Genomic DNA, 22418 nt, shown 5'->3' on the forward strand with positions numbered 1-22418 from the left:
CGGATCGAAGGCAAAACCGCGGGCCCGCGGCGCGCTTTCTGTTAGGCTCGCGCGGTTGGTTGGTGTGGCCACGCAGATCCAAGGCCCGCGGCGCCTATCCTCGGCAGACAGAAATGCGCCCCGCCGATCAGTCATCCCAAGAGAACAAGTGTCAGAGGAGCCCTACGTGGTGAGTCGCCCTATGAGTCGTCGTTTCGTCCTGTTCTGGATCATGGCTGCGTGGCTGGTCCTGCCCCTGGTGGCCGCGGCTGGCCAGGTGCTGGAGGTGCCCCTGCCCGGCAAGGCGTCCATCGTGCGACTCGGCGCCGTGCCTGACCCCGTGACCGAGACTGGGCGAGCGATCGCTCAGAGCCTGTTCGAGGGTTTGGAGCAGCAGGATCCGGCGTCCGTATCCGCCGCCATCGATCGGCTTGCGGCCGTCGTCGGGCGCGAGAACGTCGGTGGCAGCTACTCGGCGATGGAGTGGCTCGCCAAGGGCTGGTTGCGTGCGCAGGAGGTCGGGGTTGAAAAGGCCCGGCCGGAGTCCCTGATGGACCGCGCCTATTTCGACTACTTCCTCGACGAGGATGCGGCGAATTTCAAGGAGTACCTGCAGCGCAAGTACGCAGTGGGCGATTTCAAGGTGACAGACCCGGCGCAACACATGGATCGGCGCACCTTCCTCGAAGACATGCTGATGTTCAACAACCCGGTCCGCTCCGAGTGGGATTCGACGGAGCGGGTCGTCGAGACCCTGGTCGGACTCCAGCCGCCGATCAAGAAGGTGATCGATGTCGGTGCCGGATTCGGCTATTTCTCGCAGCGTTTCGCGCAAGCTTTGGGCGATGGCGCGACCGTGTTCGCGGTGGACACCCAGGACACCTATGTCGAAGCCCTGAAAAAGACCATCGCAGACTATGGCATTCGCGGGGTGCGGCCGATCCTCTCGACGGCCGACGACGTCAAGGTCGAAGAGCAGACCGATCTCGTCTTCATCTCATCGCTCTACCATGTCCTCTATGCCTGGAGTCAGCCCAGGCAGCGTGACGCCTTCATGGCGACGCTGGACAGGTCTCTGCGGCCCGGCGGCTACCTCATGATCCTGGACAACCGGGACAATCAGGGGGCCTCGCTGCACAACTCCTTCCTGAGCCAGGACTTTGCCATTGCTCAGCTCTACCACTATGGCTACGAGCTGGTGAAGAGCGAAGACCTCTCTGCGTATCGCTATTTGCTCGTCCTGCGCAAGGCGGCGCCCGAGGCGCCGAAGCCGCCCGTCTACTCGGTTCCGGAAGGGACGCCCGCCATCCAGGTCCGCGGCCCGGACTCCGTGGTGCACATTGGGAGTCTGGACTCCTTCGACATCACGCCCTCCGGCATTGCGGCGGCGAAGCTGCTGCTCAAGGCGCTCACCGATTCCGATGTCGAATCCGCGCGCGCGGCGGCGAATCTCTACGCGGCGACCATTCCGGCGGAGAACTTCGGCGGAGAATACACGGCGCTTCAATGGGTGGCCGAGTATGTCTCCGGCACCGAGGAGGAGCGGCAGGCGCTGACCAAGGACCCCTTGGCCGCCGAATTCCTCGCCTATCTCGGCGCGGACGACTACCAACGGCTCAAGGGGTATCTCACCCGCAAGTACAAGCTCGATGCGCCCGACCTGACGGTCGAGGAAGCGACCGACGAGAAGAACCGCGAGATCGGCATCGTCAGGCGCCAGGCGCTCGAGGACTTCATTCTCTTCAATAATCCGAGGCGCGAGTTCTGGGAGAAATCCTCCCGGATCATGGAGCTGCTGCCGCTGCGTCCGGGCGACACCGTGGTCGACCTGGGCAGTGGCCCCGGCTATTTCAGCTTCAAGTTCTCCGATCGGGTGGGTCCGAAGGGGGTGGTCTACTCCATGGACACGAAGCAGACGCACATCGACTATCTCACCGAGATCGCCAAGAAGTGGGGCGTCGAGAATATCCGTGCCTCTGTCTCCTCGACCGATGGCTTCGAGATCTCCGAACCTGGATCGGCCGACGTCGTCTTCATGTGCTCGCTCTATCACATCATCTACGCCGTCTCTTCCCAGAGCGAGCGCGATGGTATGATCGCGAGCATCATCAAGGCGCTGAAGCCTGGTGGTCGGTTCGTCGTCGTCGACAATGGTCCCGTGGATCAGGGCAAGCTGCCCTATCATGGCCCCTATATCCGCCAGGAGCTGATTCGTGCCCAGCTTGAAGCCTATGGCTTCAAGTACGAGTCCTCGGAGCAGATCATCCCGCAGCGCTACCTCATGGTCTTCTCGCATGGCGCGAGTGCGGACGCGTTGCCCTAGGCGTCTTGCGTCCCGGTCAGAATTCCCTCGAACGAGCGCTTCCCGCCGCCATGCGCGCGGGGCGCTCGTGGGCGGGCTGGCGTCGTGGTCGCGGAACATCTCCGGGTCTGCGCAAGTCTGACAAGATGAGCCACTCGATCGGGCAGTCGCTCCCCAGGGTCGTCGCTCCCCAGCGAGCCGAAAACGCGACACCGACGAGGTCGTTCGTCAGTCGCAGCCGTGTTACCCCCCAATCGTTCGGAGAAGCATCCTATGAAGACGTCACCGTCATCGATCATTTTGAGCTCGCTCGCTCTGGTGTCCTCGATGATTGCGATCGCCATCCAGTTTCCGCCCCTGAGCGGCTATGTTTCGGCGCTGAGGGGTGAGGAGCCGCCGGCGAAGCTCGACGCCGCGGCCATGTCCGCGCAGTCCTTGTCCGAGCCGCTGCCCGACACGCGCGTCGCAAGCCCGTCCGAGGCGGATGTGCCCGTCGCGGGGGCATTGGATGCGCAGGCGCGTCGCATCGCTCTGCTCGAGAAACAGCTGTCTCAGCTCGAGCGGGTGATCCGGTCAGCCGGGTTGGACGCGGCGGCGCCCTACCTCATGCCGCCGCCGGGCAGCGATTCGCCGCTGTTGGCCCAGATCGGTGAAACATACGCGACGCGCGCGCGCTTCGAGGAGCGCCGCAAGAAGATGCTGGAGCACTCTCAGGAGATGCGCCAACGCGATATGGACGCCTATGGCCAAGCCAGCTATGAGGCGATCAACGGCCTCTACGACAAGGCGCGCCCGGCGCGCGGCAACGCCACCCCCGAGCAGAAGGCGGAGCGTGACGCCGCGCTCAATAGCTTGATGACTGACTACCCGGAGGCCTATACGACCAGCGTTGCCGTCGCCGAGCAGGCCTTGGCTGCCGCCATCAATCGCGACACCGCGGGCGCTGAGGGCTACTACCAATCCCTGGTGTCGGCCTCGCCCTATTCCGAGGTGGTGACCGAGCAGGGCATCAACGCCATTCCCACGCTGCAGACCTATCTCGCGCGTCAGTACGTCGACGAAGGGCGATTCGATGAGGCGGCGACCATCCTGGACGCCCTCAGCACGCAGTCCGACACGATCATCCTCGAGCCCAATGACATGGGCGAGCCGACCGCGAAGCCGGCGCAGGACATCATCACCGAACTGCGGGATAAGATTGCGCGTTAGGCGCCTGTCCGGCTGAGGGGGCTCGACGCGAGGCGGCGGGAGCACGCGGCCATGTCGGCCCGGTCGTGAGGTGCATCGTGGGTTCCATGCGAGGAAAAGCCTGGGCGCAGGTCGGACAGGCTCCCAAACGGCCGCCCCCTTCCGGGTTGGGGGGCGAGTCCTCTCCCGAGCGCCCGATCGCAGGCCCTTGAGACGCCAGCCAGTGCGGCTGCCTACTCGCGCTCGCCGATGCGCGGTCCGCGCCGGCAACTGCGGCAGAAACGATAGAAACTGCGGTGAAATGCCGCCACTTGACTCACGTATATTCAAACGCTGTTGGGAGAAGGCCGAGGTGGGAGTGCAGAGCGGACGGCATGGCGCGATTCGAGCCAGCAGGGCTGGCGGGTAATCGGGCCGTGGGATTGGAGTTGATCGGTATTCTCGCCGCGCTTGGCTCGGCGGCAACCTGGGCAGTGGGTGCGCTCTTGCTGAAGCCCTTCGCCGAGCAGCTTCCGGCGATGGGGCTTGCGTTCGCGAAAGGGATCTTCGGCCTGCTGCTGCTCGGAACCTGCATTCTGCTGGTCGGGCGGGAGCCCATCGGAGCCCCCGTCTTCTGGGTCCTGTTCCTGAGCGGGGTTTTGGGCATCGGCGTCGCCGACACGCTGTTTTTCAAAGCGCTGCGCGAGCTCTCCTCGCATTCGGTCGTGCAGCTGATGCTGTTGGGGCAGGTCGCGACCATTGGCATGGCCGTGGTCTTCCTCGGAGAGGTTCTGGTTTGGCAGGAGTGGTCCGGTGTCGCGCTCGTGATTGCAGGCGTGGCCGTTGTCTTGACCGGGCCGGGCGAAGAGGGTGACGGTCGTGCGACGCGGCGTGGAATTCTGTTCGGGTTGGTGTCGGTCATGTCCATGGCGGCCTCGGTGACCATGGCCAAAGGTGTGCTGGACGACGTCGATGCCCTCACGGCGACCTTCTTGCGGATCGCGGGCGGGGTCGTGTCGCTCTTCCTCTTCGCGCCTGTGTTCTACCTGGGGCGGGGTAACTGGATCAGCCCCTTGCTGTCGGACTGGCGCCTGGCCTTGAGGTTCTGCGCCATTGCGACCTTCGTGACCTTCGGCGGATTCTTCCTCTCCCTGTTGGCGATGAAGTTGACGCCTCTGGCGATTGCCAACACCCTCTTGTCGACGGAGCCGCTGTTCGTACTCTTGATCATGGCGATCCTCTACCGGGAGAGGCCGGACTCACGGCGGCTGCTTGGCAGCTTGATCGGGGTTCTCGGTGTCGGCCTCATTTCCGCTAAGAGTATCCTGACGTAATACGAGGTTGGATCGATGAAAACGAATGAAGGGGTCCAGCTCCACGACCTGCAAGCCATCGGCTCGCAAGGCTTCGAGGCGGATGTGTTCGACGAGTCCATCAAGGTCGCACTCAAGGCCAGGGGCGAGGCCCAGGAGCAGCTCTTCGAGATGGCCCGCGCCGCGCGCCTCACGGGGTTTCCCGATCGCCGCGCGGAGATCCGCAGCGTTGTCGAGATCTCCAACATCTGCAAGCAGCGCTGCAATTACTGCAACATCGGCTCCGAAGGCACGAAGAAGTACGTCATCCCGTCCGACGACCTGGTGGACATCGCCTCCTTCCTCTACCGCGAGCGCGGCCGGCGTGTCCTGCTGCTGCAGTCTGGCGAGAACAAGGACAAGCAGTTCGTCTCCAACGTGATCCGGGGTTGCGCGCTCATCAAGGACAAGATGCCCGACATCCAGCTGATCGGCTGCATCGGAAATCTGAGCTATGAGCAGTACCGCGAGATGCGGCAGGCCGGCGTGGACCGCTACCTGCTCAAGATCGAGGCCTCCCGCCCGTCGCTCTACGAGGCGGTGAAACCCCATGACAAGTGGGCGGAGCGGCGCCAATGCCTGGACGACCTCGCCGAGCTCGGTTTCCTGGTGGGCAGTGGCGTCATCGTCGGGCTGCCAGGTCAGACGGAAGACGATCTGGTGGGGGATCTCAAGTTCCTGTCGGACCTCAACCTCCACATGGTCAGTGCCTCGGTCTTCATCCCCGGGCGGGGAACGACCTATGAGCACATGCCCTGCGGCGACGTCGAGACGACGCTGAACTTCATGGCCCTTCTGCGGATCAAGAACCCGACCGCGCTGATGCCGACGACCAGCTCGCTCGAAAAGCTGAAGGCCGATGGGCAATACCTCGGGGTCATGGCGGGCGCCAATACCGTGACGATTCACGACGGTACGCCCCAGGCCCTGCAGCACCTGTTTCCGATCTACGATGAACACCGATACCGGCCAAATGACGATTATCTTCGTGCGATTGTGGAACGCGCGGGCCTGCGTCTTCTGGCCTGAGTCCCATTGAACACCGCGGAGCGCGTCGAGCAACGAGCAACGCGTCGAGCGACGAGGAGAGAATGATGAGCGAAATGACAGCGACCCAGAACGACTCAACCAATCCGGTTCGGCGCGAGACTGTCGAGAGCCGTGTGCAAGACTTCAACAGGTTCCGCGAACTGGGGCTCGTCGCGAAATCGGGTGATTTCTTTCCGTCGGTGCATTATCCGCCCATTACCATGTATCCGGAGGCCGAGGAAGAGGAGTTGCTGGGAGACTATGTCCCACCCGCCGATGGGCTCTTCGACGTCTACCTGCACCTGCCGTTCTGCGAGCAGCGCTGCATGTTCTGCCACTATCCGGTGAAATTCGGTCAGTTCGGCGACAGCGTCAGCGATGAGACCGAGAGGTATCTGGACGCGCTCGAGACGGAGATGGACCTCTTCAGAGCCCGGCTCGGGATTCCGATGTTTCAGGCGCGCTCGATTCTGGTCGGCGGCGGCACACCGACCCTGCTGGCGCCGGTCCAGTTGCGGCGGATGCTGGAGGGCTTCAAGAAGCGCGTCGATTGCTCCCGGGTGACTCAGTTCAACTTCGACGTCGATCCGGGGACGCTGACCGATCAGCACGGCGAAGAGCGGCTCAGGATTCTGCGCGAGCATGGCGTGGATCGGCTGACGATCGGCGTCCAATCCCTGGACGACGAGATCCTGCGCAAGATGCACCGCCCGCACGACGTCAAGACGGCCTTGGCCGCGATCGAGGCGTGCAAGAGGCATGGCTTCCAACTGAATATCGAATTCATCTTCGGCTATCCCGGCCAGACGCTCGCGTCCTGGACCAGCATGATCGAGGAGGCGGCGCAGCTGGATGTCGATGAGATCCAGCTCTATCGCCTCAAGATCGAGGCCTATGGCGACGCCCAGGGGCCGATCCAGAAGATCGCGACCCTGCGTCCGGAGCAGCTTCCGTCGTTCGAGGAGGCCATCCGCATGAAGCAGGCCGCGATCGATGTCCTGGCCTCTTACGGGTACACAGAGAACCTGCGTCGTGTCTTCTCCAAGAAGCGCGAGCACTATTCGCACTATGCGCACAACCAGTGCTGCCAACTCTATGATCAGGTCGGCTTCGGGCTGACCGCCTTCAGCAGCCTGCGCGATCGCTTCCTGCTCAACACCCAGTCGTTCGATGATTACTATCGCCGCATCGCCGAGGGCCGCCTCCCGGTCAATCGCGGGCTCAAGCGAAGCCACGAGGAGCAGCGCCGATGGGCGGTGGTCTTGCCGCTCAAGAACCGCGATGTCGACAAGGCCCAATACGAGGCATTGACCGGGATCCCCTTCGAGCAGTCCTTCCCCGAGCTGTGGGAACAGCTGCTCGCGCAGGGGCTGGTCGAAGACAGAGGTGGGTTCGCCGGTTTGACGGCCAAGGGCGCCTTCTTCGCCGACGAGGTCTGTCATCAGTTCCATGCGCCCCAGTTCATTCCCTTCGAGCAGGACGAATATGCGAACGGACCGCTGAATCCTCACCGCTCGATGACGTCGTGATGGGTTAAGGGCGCGGCTCGGCGTTTCGCGTCATCGACATGGAATCTGGGATTGCGTTACCTTGAGCGCCGCGCCGTCGGCGCGACCAGAACCGACGACGCGCCTCACGTCGAGGCGCGTTTTATCCTGCTCGTCGGTGATTCGGTTGGGCGATCAGCAAGGAGCTTTCATGAATCCCATGTCTTTCGAGACTCGACTCCTGTCCGTCCTGCTCTTCGCGGGGGTCATTTCGAGTCCTGGCTGTGCCGATGGTCCGCCACGCGGCGACGGACCGCGGGGCGGGCCGCCGCCGCAGGCGCTCGAGGCCTGCGCCTCGCGGATGGAGAACGCCGACTGCTATTTCGAGGATGGACGCGACTCGATCACCGGCCGCTGCCAGCAGCGCGGAGGCGACTGGGTCTGCGTCCCTGATCGGGCGCCGCCCGGTGGCGGCAACGCGGCGACCGCCGCTGCTGGTGGTTTGGGCGGCGCAACGGCCGACGCTTTCGACCGCCAGGAGCCTGGTCGAGGAGGCTCGCGCCCGGTGCCGCCGCCGGAGGCGATCGATGCCTGTCTCAATCTGAACGAGGGGATGCGCTGCGTCGTGCGGACCTCACGTGGGGATGTCGATGGCCGCTGTTCCGATGGCGGTGCGTCCCTGGCGTGTATCCCCGCGGACCCGTCGCATCGTGCGAGCGGTGGTCCCGGTCCTCAGGCAAACGGGCTCTGATCGCAGGAGAAGCGGCGCGCGGAGGCGAGCGCTGGTGCATGGCGCTCCCATTCGGTTCCATCTGAATCCATGAACCCGCCCAAGGTGCGCCGGTCGTTTCGGGGCGCTTGCTCGCAGCGTGCCAGGGTGGCCCGCTGCGAGGGCGACGGTCAGCGGTGTGGTGGGAAGAGTAGGGGAAGCACCTGAGGAATAATGCCGATCGGACCAGGACCAGGACCAGGACCAGGACCCGGGGGTGGGGCGTAACCGGGTCCTGGTCCATACCCCGGGCCAGGTCTATAACCGGGTCCGGGTCCATAACCGGGGCCAGGTCCATACCCCGGGCCAGGTCCATAACCAGGTCCGTACCCCGGACCACCAGGTCCACGCGGTCCCCTTGGGCCGCCGTCAGGCCCACCCCCCGGACCACCGGGACCAGGTCCTTGTGCGACCCGTTCGATGGCGTCCGAGCCTGTGCTCGGGCTCATGGCCTCTGGGGCAACGGATGTGGGGAGTTGGGTTTCGAGCTGGACCGGGAGATGAGCCGAGGGAAGCCGCGGAACGGAGTCCGGGTTCGCGCCGATCTGGCCGACGGATGCATGGGCTCCGGGGGCAGTCACAGCCAAGGCGAGCACCGGAATCAGTCTGTTCATGATTGATCGGTTCATGATGGAATATCCTTCGATAACGGTACGGAAGAAGTCGATCGCTTGACCTCGCGTCAATCCTACTCCCTCTCCCAACCCAAATCATCCCGGTGCGAACGCTGGCGGGGCCGCGCTTCAAGCCACCGGGCAGCCCTCGGAGACCTTACGCGTGAAGCAACGAATCGCCGTGGTTGGCGCCGGCTTTTCCGGTGCAGTGATTGCCTATCGCCTCGCGCAGGCGGGGCACGGCGTGGATGTTTTCGAGGCTCGCCGACACCTCGCGGGCAACTGCCACACCGAGCGAGATCCGCAAAGCGGCGTCCTGCTGCATCGCTACGGGCCGCATATCTTTCATACGGCGGACGAGCGCGTCTGGCGGTTCGTCAATCAATTCGCGGAATTCATGCCGTTCGTCAACCGCGTCAAGGCGGTTGCGCGTGGGCGCGTCTTCACCCTGCCGATCAATCTGCTCACGATCAATCAGTTCTTCGGTCGGACCTTCTCGCCGGAGGAGGCGCGGCGCTTCATCGGCTCGATCGCCGACACCTCGATCGAGAACCCGCGCACCTTCGAGGAGCAGGCGCTGGCCTTCGTCGGCAAGGACCTCTACGAGACCTTTCTCGAGGGCTACACGCTCAAGCAATGGGGGCGGCATCCGTCTCAGCTGCCCGCAAGCGTGCTCAAGCGCCTACCGCTGCGCTTCAACTACGACGACAACTATTACAGCCACCCCTATCAGGGCATCCCGCGGGAAGGCTACACCCACATCGTCGAAAAGCTCCTCGATCATGCGGGGATTCGCGTGCACTTGGAGACCAGCTTCACGCAAGCGGATCGAAAGGGCTTCTCGCACCTCTTCTACAGTGGTCCCATCGATGCCTGGTTCGACGACGCGGAGGGGCGGCTCGCCTATCGGACCCTCGACTTCGAAACCCTGCGCGCCGAGGGTGACCTGCAAGGAACCGCCGTCATCAACTACTGCGACCCGGAGGTTCCCTGGACACGGATTTCGGAGCACAAGCACTTCGCCCCCTGGGAGTCCCACGAGCGGACGGTCGCCTTCAAGGAATTCAGTCGTGTCTGCGAAGCGGGAGACATCCCCTACTACCCGATTCCACTGGTCGCCGAGCAAGCCCAGCTCCAGCGCTATCTCGATCTCGCGCGTGCCGAGCAAGGCATGACGTTCCTCGGCCGGCTCGGCACTTACCGCTACCTGGATATGGATGTGACCATCAAGGAGGCGCTGGAGGTTGCCGACAGGTTTCTCGGCGCCTGTCCGGCTTAGAGAGTGGAAACGCCGAATCGGTAGAGCGGCCGATTCGGCCAAGGTCGGACGGGCGCCTCGATCTGGGCGGGACGCCTCGGCTAGGCATGTCTCGTCAGGCGTTCGCCCCAGACCTGGGCCGCCGAGATGACCTCCGTCGGGTTCACCGTGGTGGGCACGCCGTCTCTGATCACCTGCAGGCCCTGGATCCAAACCTGTCGAACCTGGTGCCTGCCCGCCGCGTAGACCAGCTGGGAGACCGGGTGATAGAGCGGTTGGGTGTGCGCGTCCCTGAGATCGAGCGCGACCAGGTCGGCTGACTTGCCGGGCTCGATGGAGCCGATCGTGTCGTCCATTCCCAGCGCGCGGGCACCGTTGATGGTGGCCATCCGCAAGGCATCCATGGCCGGGATCGCGGAGGCCGAGCCGGCGACGCCCTTGCCGAGCAGCGCGGCCGTGCGCATCTCTCCGAGCAGATTGAGGTCGTTGTTGCTGGCGGCGCCGTCGGTGCCGAGGGCGACGTTGACGCCGGCTTCCAGGAGTTTGGCGACCGGGCAGAAGCCGCTGGCGAGCTTGAGGTTGGATTCCGGGCAGTGCACCACGTGGGCGCCGGTTTCGGCCAGGCGCGCGATCTCGGCGTCTTCGAGCTGCGTCATGTGGATGGCGACGAGTGACGGCCCGATGAGTCCGAGCTGATCCAGTCGGCTGATGGGCCGCTCGCCGTGATCGCGCAGGGATTGCACCACCTCGTCCCGGGTCTCGTGCAGGTGGATGTGGATGGGCACGTCCAGCTCGTTCGCCAGGATTTGAACGCGCTGCAGAGGGCCGTCGGAGACGGCATAGGGCGAGTGCGGCGCAAAGCCGATACGGATCAGCGGGTGGTTGCGGTACTGCTCATGCAGCGCGAGACCCTTGGCGATGTAGTCGTCGGCGGACTCGGCATAGCCGGTCGGGAAGTCGACCACGATCATGCCGACCACGGCGCGCATGCCGGCCTCGGCGGTCACATGGGCGGTGACCTCGGGATAGAAGTACATGTCGTTGAAGCAGGTGACCCCGCCGCGCAGCATCTCCAGGACGGCTAGGCGCGTCCCGTCCGCCACGAAGCTGGGATCCACCCAGCGCTTCTCGGTCGGCCAGATGTGATCGTGCAGCCAGGTCATGAGCGGCAGGTCGTCGGCCAGGCCGCGCATCAGGCTCATGGCCGCATGGGTGTGGGCGTTGACCAGGCCGGGAATGAGGGCATGCCCGGGTAGCTCCACCACGCGCTGGGCCTCGACCGATTGCCGTGCCTCCGCGTAGGGCAGAATGGCAAGGATACGTCCGTCCGCGATGGCGACGGCGTGATCGGTGAGTTGTCGATTCTCGGGGTCCAGGGTCAGGATCCACTGAGAATGGATGAGAAGCTCGGCTTGCATCGCTCGGACCTTTGGTGGTGACGTCGAATTGGGGGACAATGCGCCGCAACATGCCATAAGGAGCCTTCGATGAAAACCACGCCCCCCACGACCCCGACCCCTGACGACGCGGCCTTGTGGCACGAGGGTCGCCTCTACCTCGCCGATCAGCGCGTGCTGCCGGAGCGGGCCGAGTTTCTGAGCTACGAGCGCGCGGCCGATGTCGCGGAGGCGATCCGCGCCATGGTTGTGCGTGGGGCACCGGCGATCGGGGTGACCGCGGCCTATGGCGTGGTGCTCGCCGGTCGTGCCGCCCATGCCGCCGCGGGCGCGGGCTGGAAGGCGGCGATCGATGCGGACCTGGAGCGCCTTGCGGCCTCTCGGCCGACGGCGGTCAATCTCTTCTGGGCGATCCGCCGCATGCGGGCCTGTATCGCTCGGCTGGGCGCGGACGATCCGACGGATGCCCTCCTGACGGAGGCATTGGGCATTCACGCGGAAGATCGTGCCGCGAACCGTCGCATGGGCGAGCTGGGCGCCGAGCTGATCGAGGGGCCGACCGACATCATCACGCACTGCAACGCCGGGGCGCTGGCGACTGGCGGCTATGGGACGGCGCTGGGTGTGGTGCGCAGTGCCTACGCGGCGGGCAAGATCCGTCGCGTCTACGCCGATGAGACGCGTCCCTGGATGCAGGGTGCGCGGCTCACGGCCTGGGAGCTGATGCACGATGGCATTCCGGTGACGCTGCAGGCCGATTGTGCCGCGGCGAGCCTCATGGCCGGCGGCGGCATTGGCTGGGTGATCGTCGGCTCGGACCGCATTGCCGCGAACGGCGATGTCGCCAACAAGATCGGGACCTATGGTCTGGCGGTGATGGCGCGGCACCACGGCATCCGATTCATGGTGGCCGCGCCGACCTCGACCGTGGACATGGAGGTCGCCTCGGGTGCCGAGATCCCGATCGAAGAGCGTGATCCGGACGAACTGCTCGGCTGTGGCGGGCGGCGAGTGGCACCCCAGGGCTGCGTCGCCCGCAACCCGGTCTTCGATGTGACGCCGGCCGAGCTGGTCGATGCCATCGTCACCGAGCGCGGCGTCGTGCTGAATCCGACACGGGAGAAGATGCAGGCGCTGATGGCCTGATGCTTTTGTCGGGTGGCAGGTGGCGGGCGCTCAGGCGCGGAAGCGGTCGGACCCTCGGCGTGGTAGAATCGGCGGGTTACGAACCAGCCTGATGTGGCGCCCCGTTCGGGCGCCGCGCCGTAAGCAAAGAGTCGGTTGACCACGCCCATGCCAGATTTCGCGAAAGAAGTCCTGCCCATCAATCTCGAGGACGAGATGCGCCAGTCCTACCTCGATTACGCCATGAGCGTCATCGTGGGACGGGCACTGCCAGACGTGAGGGACGGCCTCAAGCCGGTGCACCGGCGGGTCCTTTTCTCCATGCATGAGCAGGGCAACGTCTGGAATCGCGCCTACCGCAAGTCCGCGCGTGTGGTCGGTGACGTCATGGGTAAGTACCACCCCCATGGCGACTCCGCCATCTACGACACCATGGTCCGCATGGCGCAGCCCTTCTCGCTGCGCTACCTGCTCGTCGACGGTCAGGGAAACTTCGGCTCGGTGGACGGCGACCCGCCTGCCGCCATGCGTTACACCGAAGTGCGCATGAAACGCATCTCCGAGGCGCTGCTCGACGACCTCGACAAGGACACCGTCGACTTCATCCCGAACTACGACAATACCGAGCAGGAGCCCTCGGTCCTGCCAGCGCGCTTCCCGAACCTGCTGGTCAATGGCTCCTCCGGCATCGCGGTGGGCATGGCGACCAACATCCCGCCGCACAACCTGCGCGAAGTCATCGACGCCTGCCTGGCCATCATCGAGAACCCGCTCGTCACCATCGAGGAGCTGATGGAGATCGTGCCCGGGCCGGATTTCCCGACCGCCGCTCTCATCAACGGCATCCGCGGCATCCGCGAGGCCTATCGGACCGGCCGCGGGCGCGTCGTCATGCGTGCGCGCACCATCACGGAGGTCCAGAAGCGCAGCGGGCGCGAGGCCATCGTCGTCACCGAGCTGCCCTACCAGGTCAATAAGGCCCGGCTGCTCGAGCGCATCGCCGAGCTGGTCAAGGACAAGAAGATCGAGGGTATCGCCCAGGACGGTCTGCGCGACGAGTCCGACAAGGACGGCATGCGCGTCGTCATCGAGCTCAAACGCGACACCTACGCCGAGGTGCTGCTGAACAACCTCTACCAGCACACCCAGATGCAGCAGGTGTTCGGCATCAACATGGTCGCCCTGGTCGATGGTCAGCCGCTGACGCTGAACCTCAAGCAGGTGCTGGAGTACTTCCTGCGTCACCGCCGCGACGTGGTGACGCGCCGTACCCTCTATGAGTTGCGCAAGGCGCGCGACCGGGCGCACGTCTTGGAAGGCTACGCCATCGCCCTGGCCAACATTGACGCGGTGATCGAGACCATCAAGACCTCGGCGAGCCCCGCCGAGGCGCGTGAGCGCCTCATGATGCGTGCCTGGCCGCCGGGTGCCGTGACGGGGATGTTGGAGCGGGCGGGGGCCGATCAGACGCGCCCGGAAGATCTCGATCGCGGCTTCGGGCTCACGGATGCCGGCTACAGGTTGAGCGAGCGCCAGACCAAGTCCATCCTCGACCTGCAGCTGCACCGCCTCACCGGCCTTGAGCAGGAGAAGATCCTCAAGGAGTTCGAGGAGATTCTGGAGATCATCGCCGCGCTGCTGCTCATCCTCTCCGACCCCGATCGCCTGATGGAGGTCATCCGCGACGAGCTGATCGCCGTGCGCGAGCAGTTCGGCGACGAGCGGCGCACCGAGATCCAGATCGACCAAACGGATCTGACCCTCGAAGACCTCATTGCGCCGGAGGACGTCGTCGTGACCCTGTCGCATCAGGGTTACGTCAAGGCGCAGCCGATCAGCGACTACCAGGCGCAGCGGCGCGGCGGCAAGGGCAAGAGCGCGACCTCGTTCCGGGAAGAGGACTTCATCGACCGCATCTTCGTCGCCAACTCGCTCGATACCGTGCTCTGCTTCTCCAGCCGCGGGCGTGTCTACTGGCTCAAGGTGTATGAGCTGCCCCAGGCCGGGCGTGGCGCGCGCGGGCGGCCCATGGTCAACCTGCTGCCGCTGGAGGCCAACGAGCGGATCAATGCCCTGCTGCCCGTGCGGGAGTATGAAGAAGGCTACTTCGTCTTCATGGCCACCAGTGCCGGCACTGTCAAGAAGACGCCGCTCCAGGACTTCTCGCGGCCGCTCTCGCGCGGCATCATTGCCATCGATCTGCGCGACGACGAGTATCTGATCGGCGTCGCCATCACCGATGGCAATCAGGATCTCATGCTGTTCACTTCCGCCGGCAAGGCCGTGCGCTTCTCCGAGCAGCATGTGCGTGCCATGGGGCGCACCGCGCATGGCGTTCGGGGCGTCGCGTTGCGGGACGACCAGCGTGTCATCTCCCTGGTCGTGCCCGAGCCCGGCACCGTGCTCAGCGTGACCGAGAACGGCTACGGCAAACGCACGACGGTGGACCAGTTCCCGACCAAGGGCCGCGGGACGCAGGGCGTCATCGGGATCAGCACCTCGGAGCGCAACGGCGCGCAGGTCGGTGCCGTGCTGGTGCGCCCGGGCGACGAGATCATGCTGATCACCGAAGGCGGCCACCTGATCCGCACGACGGTCGACGGGATCCCGATCGTCGGCCGCAGCGCACAGGGTGTGAAGCTCATCAATCTCGCGGAGGGCGAGCGCCTGGTCTACGTCGAGCGCATCGTGGCCCTGGAGAATGGCGACAGGGACAACGGCGAAGAGGGCGCCGACAACGTCGACGACGACTCGGAGAAGGATGTCGATCCGGAGACGGGTGTCGATCCGGGGAAGGATGTCGATCCGAACAAGGGTGTCGATCCGGACACCGAGACAGATTAATCAGCTAACCGAAATGGGGATACCGAGAATGGCTCGCGTCTACAACTTCAGCGCCGGTCCGGCCATGCTGCCGGAGCCGGTTCTGGCCCAGGCCCGCGACGAGATGCTCGACTGGCAGCGCAGCGGCATGTGCGTGGCCGAGATGAGCCACCGCGGCAAGGAGTTCATGTCCATCGCCGCCAAGGCCGAGGCCGATCTGCGCGAGCTCTTGGGCGTGCCCGACAACTACAAGGTGCTCTTCCTGCAGGGCGGCGCCTCCAGTCAGTTCGCGGCCATCCCCATGAACCTGCTGCATGGGGCAGAGGGCGCGGACTACATCAACACCGGCTCCTGGTCCAAGAAGGCGATCGCCGAGGCGCGCCGCTATGGCGCGGTTCACGTTGCCGCCACGACCGAGGACAGCAAGTTCACGCGTGCCCCCGCGCAGGCGGAGCTGCAGTTGAGCGCTGACGCGGCCTATGTGCACTACACGCCCAACGAGACCATCGAAGGGGTCGAGTTTCCCTATATCCCGGAGACCAATGGCAAGCCATTGGTTGCGGATATGTCCTCGACGATCCTCTCGCGTCCCATCGAGGTGTCCCGCTACGGGCTCATCTACGCGGGCGCGCAGAAGAACATCGGCCCGGCCGGTCTCACCATCGTCATCGTGCGCGACGACCTCATCGGCCAGCCGATCAACGGCACCCCGACCATGTTCGACTACAAGGTCCAGGCGGACAACGACTCCATGTACAACACGCCGCCGACCTATGCCTGGTATCTGGCCGGGCTGGTGTTCCAGTGGCTGAAGGACAAGGGCGGACTCGCGGCCATGGCCGAGATCAACGCGCGCAAGGCCAAGCTGCTCTATGACACCATCGATGCCTCCAGCTTCTACGCCAATCCGGTCGATCCCCAGGCGCGTTCCTGGATGAACGTCCCCTTCACCCTGGCCAACGCGGAGCTGGACGAGACCTTCCTGAAGGAGGCGAAAGGCGCCGGGCTCACGACGCTGAAGGGCCATCGCTCGGTCGGCGGCATGCGTGCGAGCATCTACAACGCCATGCCGGAGGCGGGCGTCGAGGCGCTGGTGTCCTTCATGCGGGAGTTCGAGCGCAAGAACGGCTGAACCCAGTGGGCAGTTGTCAGTTGGCAGTTGTCAGTTGGCGCTGTTCAGGTTCGATTTTTCGCGACACCGCGGAGAGACTGGGCAAGGATTTTCCGTGGGCCGGGATGAGGGACGAACCCCGGCTTGGCTGGTTCGTCAGCCACTGGCACGCTGGGGTTCTCTCTCTCGTTCACCCCAGCCTGCGTGCTGACAACTGAAAACTGACAACTGACAACTTCTTTATGTTCAAGATTCAGACGCTGAACAACATTTCCGTGGCCGGCCTGGAGCGCCTCCCGCGCGACGCCTACGAGGTCGCCTCGGAGATCGCCCATCCGGACGCCATCCTGGTGCGTTCGGCCAAGATGCATGACATGGTGATCCCGGAGACGGTCAAGGCCATCGGTCGGGCGGGCGCGGGGACCAACAATGTGCCGGTTTCCGCCATGACCGCGCGTGGCGTGGCGGTCTTCAACGCCCCAGGCGCCAATGCCAACGCGGTGAAGGAGCTGGTGATCGCCGGCATGCTGATCTGCGCCCGCAACATCGCCCATGCTTGGCGGTTCGCCCGCGAACTCAGTGGCGACGATGCGGCGATCAACGAGGCGGTCGAGGCCGGCAAGAAGCAGTTCGCCGGCTTCGAGCTGCCCGGTCGGACCCTGGGCGTCATCGGCCTGGGGGCCATCGGCGTCAAGGTCGCCAACGCCGCGCGCGCGCTTGGCATGAAGGTCGTCGGCTACGACCCGAGCATCACCGTCGGCCGTGCCTGGCAGCTGGAGAGCGATGTGCAAGCCGCCTTGAGTATCGACGACCTGCTCTCGCGCTCCGACTTCGTCACCTTCCATGTGCCCTTGACCGAGCAGACCAAGCACATGATCAACGCCGAGCGCATTCGCACCCTGCCCAAGGGTGCCGTGCTGCTGAACTTCTCCCGCTCCGGCATCATCGACGACGATGCGGTGGTCAACGCACTCGACCAGGGACACCTCTACGCCTATTGCTGCGATTTCCCCAGCAACCTGCTCAAGGACCATCCGCGCGTCGTGACGCTGCCGCACCTGGGCGCATCGACCAAGGAGGCGGAGGACAACTGCGCCATCATGGTCGCCGATCAGATTCGCGACTATCTCGAGAGCGGCAATGTCACCAACTCGGTCAACTTCCCGGAGATCGTGCTGCCGCGCAACGGCGGGCTGCGCCTGGCCATCGTCAACAGCAATGTCCCGAACATGGTCGGCCAGATCTCGACGGATCTCGCCAATGCCGGGCTCAACATCCTCGACATGCTCAATCGCTCGCGCGGTGACATCGCGGTGACGCTGATCGATGTCGACAAGCGCTGCCCGCAAGACACGGTCGCGCAGCTTGAGTCGATCGACGGCGTGCTCTCGGTGCGCTGTCTGGGCGGTTGAACCGGTCTGGAGTCATCATGACGAAAGCCACCACCGAAGAGGCGGAACTCGAGGCGGTCCGCAACCGGATCGATGCGATCGATCAGGAGCTGCTCGCGCTGATCAGCGAGCGCGCCCGCTGCGCGCAGCAGGTCGCGCACATCAAGACGGAGGCGAGCGGCGGCGCGGTCCAGTTCTATCGGCCGGAGCGCGAGGTCGCGGTCCTGCGCCGGATCAAAGACGCCAATCCCGGCCCCCTGGATGGCGAGGAGGTCGCGCGGCTCTTTCGCGAGATCATGTCGGCCTGTCTTGCCCTGGAGCGTCCGCTCAACGCCGCCTTCCTGGGTCCCGAGGGGACCTTCACCCAGGCGGCGGCGATCAAGCACTTCGGCCATTCCGTGGTCACCAAGGCCATGGCGACCATCGACGAGATCTTTCGCGAGGTGGAGTCGGACGCCTGCGACTTCGGCGTGGTGCCGGTCGAGAACTCGACCGAGGGCGTGGTGAGCCATACCCTGGATCTGTTCATGAACTCAGCCCTGATGATCACGGGCGAGGTCTGTCTGCGGATCCACCATCACCTGCTGACCCAGGCGGACGACCTGGGCGCGATCCGCAAGGTCTATTCGCACCAGCAGTCGCTCGCCCAGTGCCGCGAGTGGCTCGACCGCTATCTGCTCACGGCGGAGCGGATTGCGGTGGGCAGCAACGCCGAGGCGGCGCGGTTGGCCGCCGGGGAGCCCGATGCCGCCGCCGTCGCCGGCATCCAGGCGGCGGAGATCTACGACCTCAAGGTGCTTGCGGAGCGCATCGAGGACGAGCCCTGCAATACCACGCGCTTCCTCGTCATCGGCAAGCAGGACGCGCGACCGAGCGGGCAGGACAAGACCAGTTTGTTGCTCTCGTGCAATAACAAGGCGGGTGGGCTCCATAGCCTCTTGGCACCGCTGGCCGTGCACGGGATCAGCATGACCCGGATCGAGTCCCGGCCTTCGCGCCGCGGCGTTTGGGACTATGTCTTCTTCGTGGACATCATCGGTCACCGTCAGGATCCCAATGTCGCCTATGCGCTGCAGAACCTGGAGAAGGACGCGCTCTTGTTCAAGGTGCTGGGCTCCTATCCGCTGGCTGTGCTGTGATAGCGTTGCGTGCAGTCCTCCCGTGGGCCGATCGTGCGGCTGCACCTTGACTCAAGGCCCTGACTGGCCTGTGCTTTCGTGACCGTTGATTTCTTGATCGCTAGTTTCTTGACCGCTAATTTCTTGATCGCTACTGTTCGTGACCCCTATGAGCCAAGCTGACAACCCCTTCCTGTCCATCGCGGCGCCTTGGATCGGCGGCCTCACGCCCTACGTCCCGGGAAAGCCCGTCTCCGAACTCGAGCGCGATCTGGGGATCCGCGACTCCGTGAAGCTGGCGTCGAACGAGAATCCGCTCGGCCCCGGCCCTCGCGCGCGCGAAGCCATGAAGGCGCTGCTCGAGGAGCTTGGCCGCTACCCGGACGGCGGCGGCTACGACCTCAGACGCGTCCTCGGCGACTATCACGGCGTCTCGCCGACCGCGATCACCCTCGGCAACGGCTCGAATGACGTGCTCGACCTGATCGCGCGCGTCTTTCTGCAGCCGGGCGCCGAGTCCGTCTTCTCGGAGCACGCCTTCGCGGTCTACCCGATCGCCATCCAATCCGTCGGCGCGACCGCGCGCGTCGCCAAGGCGCGCGACTATGGTCACGACCTCGACGCCATGGCGGCGCTGGTCAACGACAAGACCCGTGTCGTCTGGATCGCCAACCCGAACAACCCGACCGGAACCTGGCTGCGCGCGGCACCGCTCAAATCCTTTATCGGTGCGCTACCGCGCACCTGCGTCATCGTGCTCGACGAGGCCTACACGGAGTATGTCTCCGAGCCGGACTTCCCGGACGCGACTCGCTGGATCGAGACCTTCCCGAATCTCATCGTGACGCGCACCTTCTCGAAGGCGCATGGTCTGGCGGCGCTGCGCGTCGGCTACGGCATCAGCGATCCGAAGGTCGCGGAGCTGCTCAACCGCGTGCGCCAGCCCTTCAATGTCAACGCCCTGGCGCAGGCGGCGGCGAGCGCGGCGATCTCCGACCGCGAGCACGTGCGCGCCTCGGTCGAGCTCAACCGTGCGGGCATGGCGCAGTTCATCGCGGCCTTCGAGCGATTGGCCCTGGGCTACATCCCCTCGGTCGGTAACTTCGTGACGGTCGACCTGGGCCGCCCGGCCGGGCCGATCAACGAGGAACTGCTGCGGCGCGGGGTGATCGTGCGCCCGGTCGCGAACTATGGTCTGCCGAATCATCTCCGCATCAGTATCGGCACCGAGGAGGAGAACGCCCGCTGCATCGCGGCCTTGGAGGCCGTCCTGGCGGCATGATCGAGCGGCTCGCCATCATCGGTGTCGGCCTGATCGGCGGCTCCCTGGCGCGTGCCCTGCGCGCGGCCGGAGAGGTCGGCGAGATCGTCGGCTGCGGGCGCTCACTGGGGAATCTCGAGCGGGCGCAGGCGCTCGGTGTGATCGACCGCTTTCGTCAGGATCCTGGCGAGGCCGTCAGCGGCGCCGACATGGTCTTTCTTGCGGTGCCCTTGGGGGCTATGCGTGGCGCCATGGCGGCGCTCAAGGGGCACCTGGACCCGAGCGCCGTCATCACCGACGGCGGGAGCGTGAAGGGCAGTGTGGTGGCGGATGCCGCCGCGACCTTCGGGCGGATTCCACCGCGTCTGGTCCCGGGGCACCCCATCGCGGGGACCGAATGCAGCGGGGTCGAGGCGTCATTCGCCGAACTCTATGAGAGCCGTCGGGTCATCCTGACGCCCTTGCCGGAGACGGACCCGGACGCCCTTGGCCTGGTCACGCGCATGTGGGAGGCCTGCGGTGCCGAGGTCACCTCCATGTCGGTCGGTCATCACGACGAAGTCCTTGCCGCGACCAGCCATCTCCCGCACATGCTGGCCTTCGGGCTCGTCGATGCGCTGGCGCGGATGCGCGAGAACGACGAGATCTTCCGCTACGCGGCAGGCGGTTTTCGGGACTTCACCCGCATCGCGTCCAGCAACCCCGTCATGTGGCGGGACATCTGTATCGCCAACCGCGAGGCCCTGAGCGCCATGCTGGCGCGTTTCGGCGTCGAGATGACCGACCTCGCCGAGAGTATCCGGCGTGCCGACAGCGAGCACCTGCTGGAGATCTTCGAGCGCGCCAAGGCCGCGCGCGACCGCTACGTCGACAGCGCGCGATAGCGGCCCAGGTCCGCCGCGCGGCTCCCGAGACCGCTCCGTGCTGTCACGCACGCGCAGCACCCCGCCACGAGGCCCAGCCTCACTCCGAGACCGCGTGTTCCGCGCTGGCGGCTTCGAGCGGTGCCAGGAGTGCGGGAAAATCGCCCGCGTTGACATACTGAATCACCACATGTCCCTGCGGATCCCGCCCGATGTCCAGCCCGCGATCCGGGTAGAGCCAATGCACGATCCCGGTCTTCTGCTCGGTCTGCTTGCGTGCGGGCGCGCCGAAGCGCTGCTCGATCAGATCTTCGTCCAGCCGGGTTTTCGGGAGATAGCTGATACTTCGGATGGGGAATGACGCCAGTGCCTCGGCGTCGACCGGGTCCAGCTTCACCTTCTTGCCGCCGCTCTCGAGCTGGCTGATGCGCAAACCGCGATCGTACATCCCCTCGAGCTGGCTCTGATCGGCCACCAGGGCGATGACGAAGTCGGCACGCAGCCGCTCAAGATAGACTTGCTCGAAATAGGCCTCGACGGCGAATCGTGCCGGCGTCTGCGTCGTCTTGAAGAGGCTCATCTCACCCTCTTCCTGGAAGACCTTGCGCACCTCGGCCAGCGTGGTTCGACCCAGGGTGAAACCGAACACCTGCGTGCGCCCCGATTCATCCCGATCGATCTGCCAGGGCAGCCGCACGACGCCATCGTCGATCGGATCCGGCATCAGCAGCAACATGCCGACGAAGCCGAGGGCAGCCGCGCCCAAGATGGACAGGATGATGGGTCGATCCATGGCGGTACGCGCTCCGGAGTGAGTTGCAAGAGGCGAGGTGAGTTGCAAGAGGCGAGGTGAGTTGCAAGAGGCGAGGTGAGTTGCAAGAGGCGAGGTGAGTTGCAAGAGGCGAGGTGAGTTGCGACGGGGTGCCGGCGGGTCAGTCGAGGATGAGTGCGGCGGCGACGCGGCGACCTTCGGACATGAGGATGTTGTAGGTCCGACAGGCCGCGCCCGTATCCATGACCTCGATGCCCACACCCCGCTCCAGGATCCAGAAATAGACGTCGGGATCCGGGAACACCTGTCGCGTGCCCGTGCCCAGCACCACGACGTGGGGATCGAGCGCCACGACGGCATCGAGGTGCGCACGCGCCAGGTCGGCCGCCGCCCTTGGTTGCCAGTCCGCCAAGATCCGTTCCGGGGTCAGGATCAGGCTGGTTCGATACTGGCGGCCATCCACCAGAATGCCGTCGGCGCCATAGCCTTCGATCAAGTGGCCGCTCGAATGGTCTGTCTCGGTGAATCTCATGGCGTCAACATACCCCATGGCGCCAGGCGCGAACAAGCGGGCAGGGAGGCGGGCCACTGTGTAGAATT

At 65.1% G+C, this 22418-nt stretch carries 17 protein-coding genes; 14 read left to right on the forward strand and 3 right to left on the reverse strand.

Annotation, left to right across the window (positions count from 1 at the left end; genetic code table 11):
• Positions 1 to 181: 181 nt before the first annotated feature.
• The 7 genes from CKO23_RS08040 (at position 182) to CKO23_RS08070 (ending at position 9978) form a co-directional block, all read left to right on the forward strand.
• Positions 182 to 2302: a class I SAM-dependent methyltransferase gene (locus CKO23_RS08040; RefSeq protein ID WP_200329839.1), complete on the forward strand. Its 2121-nt coding sequence runs from the start codon at positions 182 to 184 to the stop codon at positions 2300 to 2302.
• 306 nt (positions 2303 to 2608) lie between these two features.
• Positions 2609 to 3490: a hypothetical protein gene (locus CKO23_RS08045; RefSeq protein ID WP_200329841.1), complete on the forward strand. Its 882-nt coding sequence runs from the start codon at positions 2609 to 2611 to the stop codon at positions 3488 to 3490.
• Between the two features lie 353 nt (positions 3491 to 3843).
• A complete protein-coding gene (locus CKO23_RS08050) occupies positions 3844 to 4782 on the forward strand; it encodes a DMT family transporter (protein ID WP_200329843.1) in 939 nt (312 codons plus the stop codon).
• 15 nt (positions 4783 to 4797) lie between these two features.
• A complete protein-coding gene (locus CKO23_RS08055; RefSeq protein ID WP_200329845.1) occupies positions 4798 to 5829 on the forward strand; it encodes a biotin synthase BioB in 1032 nt (343 codons plus the stop codon).
• Between the two features lie 65 nt (positions 5830 to 5894).
• Positions 5895 to 7358, forward strand: a complete 1464-nt coding sequence (locus tag CKO23_RS08060; RefSeq protein WP_200329847.1) for a coproporphyrinogen-III oxidase family protein — start codon at positions 5895 to 5897, stop codon at positions 7356 to 7358.
• A 169-nt stretch (positions 7359 to 7527) separates the two neighbouring features.
• The gene (locus tag CKO23_RS08065) at positions 7528 to 8067 is read left to right on the forward strand and encodes a hypothetical protein (protein ID WP_200329849.1); all 540 of its coding nucleotides are present in this window, start codon (positions 7528 to 7530) and stop codon (positions 8065 to 8067) included.
• Positions 8068 to 8862: 795 nt separating this feature from the next.
• A complete protein-coding gene (locus tag CKO23_RS08070) occupies positions 8863 to 9978 on the forward strand; it encodes an FAD-dependent oxidoreductase (protein ID WP_200329851.1) in 1116 nt (371 codons plus the stop codon).
• Between the two features lie 80 nt (positions 9979 to 10058).
• On the opposite strand, the gene CKO23_RS08075 is transcribed toward CKO23_RS08070, so the two are convergent.
• Positions 10059 to 11375, reverse strand: coding sequence for a TRZ/ATZ family hydrolase (locus CKO23_RS08075; RefSeq protein WP_200329853.1), 1317 nt, complete (start codon positions 11373 to 11375; stop codon positions 10059 to 10061).
• Between the two features lie 69 nt (positions 11376 to 11444).
• Here CKO23_RS08075 and mtnA point away from each other — a divergent pair, with 69 nt between their 5' ends.
• The 7 genes from mtnA (at position 11445) to CKO23_RS08110 (ending at position 21067) form a co-directional block, all read left to right on the forward strand.
• Entirely contained in the window at positions 11445 to 12500 is a 1056-nt protein-coding gene (mtnA, locus tag CKO23_RS08080; protein WP_200329855.1) for an S-methyl-5-thioribose-1-phosphate isomerase, read from the forward strand.
• Positions 12501 to 12647: 147 nt separating this feature from the next.
• Positions 12648 to 15323, forward strand: coding sequence for a DNA gyrase subunit A (gene gyrA, locus CKO23_RS08085; RefSeq protein ID WP_200329857.1), 2676 nt, complete (start codon positions 12648 to 12650; stop codon positions 15321 to 15323).
• Between the two features lie 28 nt (positions 15324 to 15351).
• Positions 15352 to 16434 carry a 3-phosphoserine/phosphohydroxythreonine transaminase gene (gene serC / locus CKO23_RS08090; protein ID WP_200329859.1) on the forward strand — a complete coding sequence of 361 codons (1083 nt, stop codon included), beginning with the start codon at positions 15352 to 15354 and terminating at the stop codon, positions 16432 to 16434.
• A 221-nt stretch (positions 16435 to 16655) separates the two neighbouring features.
• Positions 16656 to 17825 carry a phosphoglycerate dehydrogenase gene (locus tag CKO23_RS08095; protein WP_200329861.1) on the forward strand — a complete coding sequence of 390 codons (1170 nt, stop codon included), beginning with the start codon at positions 16656 to 16658 and terminating at the stop codon, positions 17823 to 17825.
• A gap of 17 nt (positions 17826 to 17842) precedes the next feature.
• Positions 17843 to 18943, forward strand: coding sequence for a prephenate dehydratase (pheA, locus tag CKO23_RS08100; protein WP_200329863.1), 1101 nt, complete (start codon positions 17843 to 17845; stop codon positions 18941 to 18943).
• Between the two features lie 148 nt (positions 18944 to 19091).
• Positions 19092 to 20204: a histidinol-phosphate transaminase gene (hisC, locus tag CKO23_RS08105; protein ID WP_200329865.1), complete on the forward strand. Its 1113-nt coding sequence runs from the start codon at positions 19092 to 19094 to the stop codon at positions 20202 to 20204.
• Complete coding sequence (locus CKO23_RS08110; RefSeq protein ID WP_200329867.1) at positions 20201 to 21067, forward strand: prephenate dehydrogenase; 867 nt, start codon at positions 20201 to 20203, stop codon at positions 21065 to 21067. Before hisC ends, CKO23_RS08110 begins: the two co-directional genes overlap by 4 nt.
• Positions 21068 to 21146: 79 nt before the next feature.
• On the opposite strand, the gene CKO23_RS08115 is transcribed toward CKO23_RS08110, so the two are convergent.
• Together CKO23_RS08115 and CKO23_RS08120 are read right to left on the reverse strand one after the other, a co-directional pair.
• Positions 21147 to 21839: a hypothetical protein gene (locus CKO23_RS08115; protein WP_200329869.1), complete on the reverse strand. Its 693-nt coding sequence runs from the start codon at positions 21837 to 21839 to the stop codon at positions 21147 to 21149.
• Positions 21840 to 21978: 139 nt separating this feature from the next.
• Positions 21979 to 22350, reverse strand: a complete 372-nt coding sequence (locus CKO23_RS08120; RefSeq protein WP_200329871.1) for an Mth938-like domain-containing protein — start codon at positions 22348 to 22350, stop codon at positions 21979 to 21981.
• Positions 22351 to 22418: the final 68 nt, after the last annotated feature.

The organism is Thiocystis violacea (genome assembly GCF_016583565.1).
GTDB lineage: Bacteria > Pseudomonadota > Gammaproteobacteria > Chromatiales > Chromatiaceae > Thiorhodococcus > Thiorhodococcus violaceus_A.